This window comes from Brevibacterium sp. RIT 803 (genome assembly GCF_016892625.1).
Taxonomy (GTDB): domain Bacteria; phylum Actinomycetota; class Actinomycetes; order Actinomycetales; family Brevibacteriaceae; genus Brevibacterium.
Map to the genome: position 1 here is coordinate 519,303 of NZ_JAFEMW010000005.1, position 7,158 is coordinate 526,460.

Annotated in this window: 6 protein-coding genes; 4 read left to right on the top strand and 2 right to left on the bottom strand. The window is 59.0% G+C overall.

Annotated elements, in window-relative coordinates:
- The first annotated feature begins 5 nt into the window (after positions 1-5).
- Positions 6-1,403, top strand: coding sequence for an FAD-dependent oxidoreductase (locus JTF07_RS17950; protein ID WP_204235557.1), 1,398 nt, complete (start codon positions 6-8; stop codon positions 1,401-1,403).
- Between the two features lie 55 nt (positions 1,404-1,458).
- Here the strand turns inward: JTF07_RS17950 and JTF07_RS17955 are convergent, their stop codons facing one another.
- Complete coding sequence (locus JTF07_RS17955; protein WP_204235558.1) at positions 1,459-2,757, bottom strand: Nramp family divalent metal transporter; 1,299 nt, start codon at positions 2,755-2,757, stop codon at positions 1,459-1,461.
- 1,040 nt (positions 2,758-3,797) lie between these two features.
- Here JTF07_RS17955 and JTF07_RS17960 point away from each other — a divergent pair.
- The 3 genes from JTF07_RS17960 to JTF07_RS17970 all read left to right on the top strand — a co-directional run bounded on the left by JTF07_RS17960 (position 3,798) and on the right by JTF07_RS17970 (position 5,276).
- Positions 3,798-4,127, top strand: a complete 330-nt coding sequence (locus JTF07_RS17960; RefSeq protein ID WP_204235559.1) for a hypothetical protein — start codon at positions 3,798-3,800, stop codon at positions 4,125-4,127.
- A 79-nt stretch (positions 4,128-4,206) separates the two neighbouring features.
- Positions 4,207-4,878, top strand: a complete 672-nt coding sequence (locus tag JTF07_RS17965) for a hypothetical protein (protein ID WP_204235560.1) — start codon at positions 4,207-4,209, stop codon at positions 4,876-4,878.
- A gap of 104 nt (positions 4,879-4,982) precedes the next feature.
- Positions 4,983-5,276: a hypothetical protein gene (locus JTF07_RS17970; protein ID WP_204235561.1), complete on the top strand. Its 294-nt coding sequence runs from the start codon at positions 4,983-4,985 to the stop codon at positions 5,274-5,276.
- Between the two features lie 1,367 nt (positions 5,277-6,643).
- Here JTF07_RS17970 and JTF07_RS17975 read toward each other — a convergent pair.
- The gene (locus JTF07_RS17975; RefSeq protein WP_353844015.1) at positions 6,644-7,060 is read right to left on the bottom strand and encodes a DUF4383 domain-containing protein; all 417 of its coding nucleotides are present in this window, start codon (positions 7,058-7,060) and stop codon (positions 6,644-6,646) included.
- Positions 7,061-7,158: the final 98 nt, after the last annotated feature.

Consider the following 7,158-nt stretch of genomic DNA (forward strand, 5'->3'; position numbering starts at 1 on the left):
CCATCATGGCCGAGCACAGCAGTGAAGTCGATCAGAGCGAACACGTGGACCTCCTCGTCATCGGATGGGGCAAGGGCGGAAAGACGCTTGCGGGAACCATGGCCAGAGCAGGCAAGCGTGTCGCCGTCGTTGAGCGCTCCGATGCCATGATCGGTGGTTCGTGTATCAACATCGCGTGCATCCCGACGAAGATCCTCGTCCACGATGCAGAGAACAAGCGCGAATCCGATGACGTCGCCGAGTACTTCGCCAATGCTGTGGAGCGTCGCGATACTCTGACCGGGGCGATGCGGAAGAAGAACTTCTCCATGCTCGACGATCTTGACTCGGTCCTCCTGGTCTCCGGCCGCGCCGAGTTCACAGGCGAACGCGAAGTCCGCGTCACCGGCGGCAACGACACCATGACGATCACTGCCGACACCGTCGTCGTCAACACCGGCTCGGTTGCGAACATCCCGCCGATCGACGGTGCCAAGCTGGGCGGGCGCATCCACGATTCCGAGTCGCTGCAGCACGTCACCCCGTTCCCCAAGCGCCTCGTCATCGTCGGCGGCGGCTACATCGGCCTCGAATTCGGCTCGATGTTCACCCACTTCGGGTCTCAGGTCACCGTCCTCGACCACGGGCCCCGCCCACTGGCCAACGAGGACGACGACGTCGCCGAGGTAGTCGCTGCAGCACTGGCCGATGATGGCGTCACCATCATCAACAATGCCTCAGTGACCGCAGTCAGCGACGGTGCCGACTCCGCGACCGTCAGCTACGAGATCGATGGAGAGACGACGACCATCGACGCCGAGGCGGTCCTCCTGGCTGTCGGTCGCAAGCCTGCCACCACGGACCTCGGCCTCGACAATGCCGGTATCGAGACGAACGAACGCGGTTTCATCACCGTCGACGAGCACCTGCGTGCCTCAGCCGAGGGTGTATACGCGTTCGGCGATGTCAACGGCGGGCCGATGTTCACCTACATCTCCCTTGACGACAACCGCATCCTGGCAGACCAGCTGCTCGGTGAGGGCAAGCGGTCGACGAAGGACCGCGGATCCGTGCCATACACGATGTTCCTCACCCCGCCCGTGGCCCGTGTCGGACTGAGTGAGAAGGATGCGCGCGAACAGGGATATGAGATCAAAGTCGGAGCGAAGGCGATGGCCGATATCGCAGCAGCACCCCGAGCGAAGATCGAGGGCGACCCCCGCGGCATCGTCAAATTCGTCGTCGACGCGAAGACGGACCTCATCCTCGGTGCCGCACTCGTGCACGTGCACTCACAGGAGGTCATCAACACCGTGGCCCTGGCGATGCGCCACGACGTCACCGCCACCGAGCTGCGCGACACGATCTACACCCACCCCTCGGCGACGGAGGCACTCAACGAAGTGCTCGCAGTGGTGAAGTAGGGGAGAGTGGGGGCGCGAAGTCGTCCTGTCTCAGCGTCAGCCGGCGAACCGGCCGTCAGCCGGCGAACCAGCCGATGAACACCTGAATGGTCACCCAGATGGTGAGAAGTGTCGTCGCCACCAGGATGATGTTCTCGAACAGATTGGCCTTGTGCTTGCCGAAATGGCTCGTCTTGTTTGCCAGGATCAGCAGCCCGATGGCCACGAGCGGGACGATGATGGCCTGCAGCCCGGTGACGAACACGGCCATTTCCACAAATCCCGGCATCCCAGGTACGGACCACAGGATGGGGGAGATGAGGATGAAGAGGCTGAACCATTTGAACAGCGGATCATCTTCGAACTTGGTGCCGTACTGTTCGCGCCTTGAGGGGAGGATGATGTGCAGGCAGTCGATGATCACCTTCGGGAAGCCATTGGCGAAGCCGATGACGCTGCTGTAGAGAATGCCGAAAGCGCCCAAGTAGAAGATGACTCCGCCGAAGGCTCCGAGATGAATGGTCAGAGCTTGAGAGATGTCATCGAGGCTTGAGACCTGGATTCCCTGGGGCCTGAGGATCTCGGCACCCACCACCCAGATGGACAGGCTGATGACGATGGCGGCGGAGATGCCGAAGAGGATGTCATTGCGCTGCAGCTTCTTGAAGGCAATGCCCTTCCATCCTTTGTCGCGGACGTAATAGGGATAGAGGAAGTTCGCCATCGAACCTGCTACTGCACCGATGAGGGACAAGGCCACGGCGAAGACGCCGAACGCGCCGGTGTTGGCCGGGATTCCGAAGCCGATGGTTCCCTGGATGAGCTCGCCGACATCGGGGACCGAGTAGATTGCCAGCCCGAGGAAGACCACCGTCATCATTGCCAGCAGGAGCTTCATGCCCTTTTCGATGGTGTTGTAGACATTGCGGCCGATGACGAAGATGCTGGCCACAACCAGAATGCATGACCAGAGGAACGGGTTGCCGACAGTGACGATTTTGGCGACCGCCTCACCTGCGCCCTTGATCATGTAGCCATTGAGAAGGTGTCCGCTGATGAGCGCTGCAATGCCGATCGCCCATGGATAGAACCTCGACACATCGTTATAGCCTTCGACGATCGTCTGGTTCTTGATGTTGAGAACCTGATATCTGCCCATGATGTTGACGACGACGAACCTGATGAGAAGAGAAGCGACCAGCAGCCACATCAGGCTGTAGCCGTAATTCGAGCCCGACACGGAGGCGGTGACCAGGTCACCGGCTCCCATCATGGCGAGGACGGCAATGATTCCGGGGCCGAACTCTCGGAGGCTGCCTAAGAACCTTCGCCGCGTGGGCGGAGCTGTGGTGTGGTTTTCGCTGTTCACTGTCATCGTTTCCTCTTTCGGCGTGCAGTCTTCGGCATGCAGTCATGTGTCGGTATCACGTTTGTCAGAGCACTCGTGTGCCAGCGCCATGTCGATATGGTCGGGAGCTGTGGAGGGTGCCCCGGGGAGGGGGCGAGGGAGTCCGCTGTGTTTACGGTTCGGCTATGTCCGGTGAATAGCGCGTCTTCACGATGCCCCCTGCTGTCGTATTTCCCGTGCACTTCCGTGTGCTCGGCGAAATGAATGGCTTCAGCCTACGAAGACGTCTGTTGCACTGTCCAAGGTTTTATAAGCATGTAATAATGCACGGTAGGTATGAGTCCGCTCCCCGAGCTGTCGAGTTCCGGCAGAGAACTCCCTCTAGCCAGTCGCCGTATCCATGAATAGGGTGGGCCCATGGCGCATCCACAGATGTTCGATGATGACTACATTTGTTCAAGGCAAAGGCGGTAAATCCATACTCGCCGTGAGCCTCGCAATCGAGCTTCAGGGCCGAGGCGTCACTGTCGTAGTCGTCGACGCCGACCGCACGCTCGGCACCTCTCGACTCTGGGTCGATGATCGCGTCAACCCAGGTCTCCCCTGCTTCTCGTCGTTAGCGGAGAGGGCAACCTCGTCCAACTCATCCAGAGCCTCGCGGGGCAATACAACCACGTCATCATCGATGTCAAAGGCTGAGACACTACAGAACTGCGTACTGCCGTCGTCGCCAGCGACCTCCTCGTCGCACCAACATCAGGACAACAGGCCGACCTGGACAGTATCGACCGCCTCTCGACATCTGTCGCGGCAGCCCGAGATCTCAACCCCGACCTGGACGTCCTCGTTGTCCTCAACCGAGTTTCACCGCAAGGCAAGGCCAGCGAAGTCGAAGACGCGAAGGCTTACCTCTCCGAGTACCCGGAATTCCGTCTAGCAAGTACGTTCTTAGTCACGGCCAAGGCTTGGGACAAGGTCCGATCGGAAGGTAGGGGAGTGGTGGAGATCTCCGGTAAAGCCAAGGCCGCTATGCAAGTCCTGACGAACGAGATGCTTGGAGATGACCAATGACGAAGATCAGTCGCCGCAGCCGTGACATTGACCTCAAGTCTGTCGAGCAATTCGCAGGTGCCGCAGTCGAGAACCCAACTCCGATACCTGAGCAATCAGCACCCGCCGAGGCGGCCCTCGCACGCCCTGACCTCCCTATGCATAGGCAACGAGCAAAGACGGGCACAAAGGGGCCGGGCACTAGCTTTCGCTACAACAAAAGCCAAGGCCGGCTTCTTGACTACGCGGTCGAGATGGAAGACATGAAGAAGCAGGAACTCCTCGAATCCCTCGTCTGGCCAATCCTCGAAGAGAAATACGGCGACCAAGTTCCACTCGACGGTTGAGTGGAGATGAAGACGATGACCACTGGTCAAGCCTCCGTCCCGACAAGATCCTGGCCCTGAAAGGAAAGGAACTCGGCTCATGACACAGGACGATGACTCGACTTACAAAGCTGACTACGACCGGCACTGGAACCAGGCAGTTAAAACACTGACCGCTGCCGCACGACTCGAACACCCCAGGCATGGCACCGTCGACTTCGCCGACTTCCTTGCAACAGCGCTCCGGGCTACAGCGGCAAACCTCGGAGATCCACACGCCCTCACTGCCGGACGCCCCGGTGCATGGGAATCCGCGGCCCTCAGCGAACTCCTCCACGGAGCCCTCGGATTGAACCCCACCATGTTCGACCTCGCCCAATACCGGACCGAACCTATCCAGGTCATCCTCAACGTCGCAGAACTCGTTCTTGTTGAAGAAGGAGCCCCCGGTGCTCCCCAATCCTATGATGACGCCGTTTACGAAGCGAGGGACGACGACAACCTCGTAACGGAGATCTCTCGTCAATACGTCGAGGCCTATAGTGCCTACGCTGAACAGTTCGCAGCAGCGGTCCAAGCCGAGGCCGAGAAGCATCCCGGACTCTCCGACCTTGTCACAGTCACCGTTGACACCAACATCACCACCACGGTCACCTTAGACACCCCTGGCGTAGAGAACCCTAGCGAAGGGGACAGTGACCCTCTAGTCTGGCACTTCTGGTCCAACGCGCGAGAGAACGTAGGCTTGCCAATGATCCAAGGGGGACCATGAAGCGACGAATCTTCCGAATTCTCATCTTTCTCGTCTTTCTTATGATCTTCATCCCCCTTATCTTTGACTGGGCCGGCATCTAGATTGAAGAAATAGCTCCTGAAATGAACCCCGGACACATCGACACGCCCCTCACTCGCGCGCAGACACGCATCGAGGAGAGCTTCGCAACCATGGGAGGCATTACTATCTACCTCAGCGAGGAGGAGATAGCAGCGGACGAATGGCGCAAGCTCATGCGCATGGTTGCACATGAGCTTGGTCGACCAGTCGAGACCTTCGCAAACGAGACAACCGCCGTCGGAGCTCTGAAAGACTGGCCGGCGACCGCGGAGGAACAGCGAGAGGCGAAAAGCAACCAGCGACGAGCCATACAAGCACTCAACGGTCCTCTATGAGTCCCCGAAGAATGCCTCCCACGCGCTCACCTCGTCCTCAAGTAGCAGAGCTTTTACGATCCTCAGATTTGGCCCGTTTCGCGTTCTCGACCGCAAAACCCCGACTACCGCGACGCACTGAGAAAGACGGCAACGTGAACCGCGAACCAAACAGCCAGCAAACAGACCTTACCGCCGAGCTCGCACAAGCCGCGAGAGCCCTATCAGAGATCGAACTAATCAGATCTCACCCCGCTGATACTCAAGCACTGCTGCCGGATCTACGAACGGCCATTGACTCACTCAAGCAAGTCTCGGCCCAACTGAGCTGGTGGTACAACCGGTCTATCAGAGGCAATGACTACGCCGCCGACGTCGGAGCCGACACCGCTGTTGAAGACGCGGCCGCACAACTCCTCGCCGCCTCACGGTTCCTCTCCGCAGCACGAGACGCAGTGGGAGCTGCCGTGGAGGCCACCAGCAAGGCGCGATGGAAACGACGACGCTCAACACCCACTTCGCATACCGACCAATAAGGCGAGAGGCGCCGTTAAAACAGACACTTCCCGGGCCACCACCCATCCTCAGGGGGCAGCCATATACCGAACGTCGAGCACCGACGATCCTTGAGTTCAACATAGATAGCACCATCGAACCCTAGCCGCGTAGCGACCCCGACCACGCCCCCATCTCGTCACGCTCCCAGGCGATCCGGGCACGGACAGGAATAGGTGGCCGGTTCTGAAATGAGACACGAGCAGGGAGAACATTGTTGATCTCCTGCCAGTACCGCCACGTCGCCGTGCCCCAATCCTCATCACACACACAGCGTCACCCTTGATAGCTAACCGCTAGCACTCCGCAGTCACACTGATGGCGGTGCAAGGTCACTGTTGCCGACCCGTGGCCCACGCTCATGAGGAGACTCGTGTTTCACCGGAGAAGACGACTCCTCACCCGGCCCTAGCTGCTCTCGCATCGACTCGTCGAGGAACGCGACGGGGGAAGGCGCATTGGCAATATAGAACCTCGCCAAATCAGACGACCGCAGGCTTGAACTCGACGTGTCTCCACTCTTATCAGGCAATTTCTTTAGCACTCTACAGAGGGCCACTGGCCTGTCGGAGTCAGTGGGTTCGTCTACTCTCGATGAGAACCAAACAGGTCATCAAATACAGGGGAGGGGCATATGACAGTACCGCCGACCGGAAGCGCTGATTCTCCCAGCAACGGACCCCGGCTGATTCTCACTTCTCGGCTACCGTTGCCAAAGTTCCCTACGGGGGACTCAGTGGGGGACTGATGCAGGGCTTGGTGACAGCTAGTCTGGCAGTGCACCGGAAATCCTTTCTCCTTAATTCAGTGACGCGGCAACGGTGGCCCGCGCTTCAGCGTGTGGTGCCCACCGGTTTCACATTGCGATGGCGGGAGAAGAAGATGGCCAACCCGACCATGGTAACGCCGAGGGCGAGATGGAGCCAGTCGTCAGCGGAGTTCAGGGGTACGAAGTTGGCCACGGACTCTTTGTTCACGGCGAGTCCGTAGATCCAGAGGACGAGATAGATGAGGCCGCCGACGAGCAGGTATGCGCGAGCAGCCCCGTACCGGCGTGATAACAGCAAGCCGAGGATTCCGTAGAGCAGGTGGACGATGTTGTGCAGAATCGAGACTTGGAAGATGCCCAGCAACATTGCTTCGGAATGGTGGCCGCCGAAACTCATCGATTCGACATCCGTCGTCAAGCCAGGGATAAAGCCGGCCATTCCTACGATGAGGAAAACGACTCCGTAGAGAAGCGCCGCGATTTGTGCTGGCGATTCGTTTCATTTTGGGTGTTTCGGAATTGAAGCGTTGGTACTCATCGAACCTCCGATGCATTGATGTTGATTTGTTGACCGTATGA

Excerpts from the sequence above, each read along its gene's own strand:
- JTF07_RS17960 (WP_204235559.1), top strand. The coding sequence starts at position 3,798 with ATGACGAAGATCAGTCGCCGCAGCCGTGACATTGACCTCAAGTCTGTC.
- JTF07_RS17970 (WP_204235561.1), top strand. The coding sequence starts at position 4,983 with ATGAACCCCGGACACATCGACACGCCCCTCACTCGCGCGCAGACACGC.
- JTF07_RS17950 (WP_204235557.1), top strand. The coding sequence starts at position 6 with ATGGCCGAGCACAGCAGTGAAGTCGATCAGAGCGAACACGTGGACCTC.
- JTF07_RS17965 (WP_204235560.1), top strand. The coding sequence starts at position 4,207 with ATGACACAGGACGATGACTCGACTTACAAAGCTGACTACGACCGGCAC.
- JTF07_RS17955 (WP_204235558.1), bottom strand. The coding sequence starts at position 2,757 with ATGACAGTGAACAGCGAAAACCACACCACAGCTCCGCCCACGCGGCGA.